The following is a 1,355-nucleotide window of genomic DNA, read 5'->3' on the forward strand; positions in this document are numbered from 1 at the left end:
GAGGGGTCAGGGGTGGGGCTTCTTTTTTATTTTATAGATATGCATTTATTTGACGTTTACCCCCTATTCGATATTAACATCACCAAGGGTGCCGGTTGCCACGTATGGGACGACCACGGCGCCGAGTATCTTGACCTTTATGGCGGTCATGCCGTCATATCTATAGGTCATTGTCATCCGCATTATACCGCGATGCTTACCGCCCAGTTGTCGAAGCTCGGCTTCTACAGCAACTCCGTCATCAACACTCTGCAACAGCAGTTGGCAGAACGGTTGGGCAAGGCGTGCGGTTATGACGACTATCAGTTGTTCCTCATCAACTCAGGCGCTGAGGCTAACGAGAACGCTCTGAAGCTCGCTTCGTTCCATACCGGTCGCACACGTGTGCTCTCGGCAGAGAAAGCGTTCCACGGTCGTACGTCGCTGGCGGTTGAGGTGACCAACAATCCCAAGATTATCGCGCCCATCAACGATTGCGGTCACGTCACCTATCTGCCGCTCAACGACCTTGAGGCATGGGAGCGCGAGCTTGCCAAGGGCGACGTAGCCGCTTGCATCATCGAGTGCATACAAGGTGTTGGCGGAATACGTATGGCTAATGAGGAGTTTGCCAAGGGTCTGCAGTCAGCCTGCAAGAAGTACGGCACGGTGCTCGTCTGCGACGAGATACAGTGCGGCTACGGACGTAGCGGCAAGTTCTTCGCCCACCAGTGGCTCGGCATTCGTCCCGACATCATCACCTGTGCCAAGGGTATTGGCAACGGTTTCCCGATGGGTGCCGTGATTATCTCGCCCGAGTTCAAACCAGTCTATGGCATGCTCGGCACTACGTTCGGTGGCAACCATCTGGCTTGCACAGCCGCTCTCGCCGTGCTCGACGTCATGGAGAGCGAGCATCTCGTAGAGAATGCGCATGAGGTGGGCGAGTATCTTATTGGCAAACTCAAGGAGATGCAGCAGCATAACAGCCATATCGTCGACGTGCGCGGTCGTGGCATGATGATAGGCATAGAGCTTGACGTGCCTCATAAGGACGTGCGCTCGCGACTCATCCACGAGGAGCATTGCTTCACGGGATGCGCCTCTACCAATATCCTGCGTCTGCTTCCGCCGCTGTGCCTGACAAAGCAGCAGGCAGATGAGTTTGTGGAGAAGTTTGAAAAGTGTCTTAAATAATAAAAGCCCCACCCCCAGCCCCTCCCCCGTAGGGAGGGGAGCGGTATGATTTGAAGGTGGAGTTTTTGGGATTAAATAATAATAAGATTTAAATAAACAATAAAATAAAGTAGCCCAGCATACCATTCCCCTCCCTACGGGGGAGGGGTTAGGCTTTAAGTAGCCCATCACATCACTCC

At 53.6% G+C, this 1,355-nt stretch carries 1 protein-coding gene; it reads left to right on the forward strand.

The features are described from left to right. The first annotated feature begins 39 nt into the window (after positions 1 to 39). On the forward strand, positions 40 to 1,176 hold the full coding sequence (locus I6E38_RS14775; protein WP_235394697.1) for an aspartate aminotransferase family protein: 1,137 nt from the start codon (positions 40 to 42) through the stop codon (positions 1,174 to 1,176). Positions 1,177 to 1,355: the final 179 nt, after the last annotated feature.

Origin of the sequence: Leyella stercorea, from assembly GCF_021531355.1 — a bacterium.
Lineage (GTDB): Bacteria > Bacteroidota > Bacteroidia > Bacteroidales > Bacteroidaceae > Prevotella.

What these genes read in the sequence shown, in the direction of transcription:
- I6E38_RS14775 (WP_235394697.1), top strand. Translation starts at nt 40, where the DNA reads ATGCATTTATTTGACGTTTACCCCCTATTCGATATTAACATCACCAAG.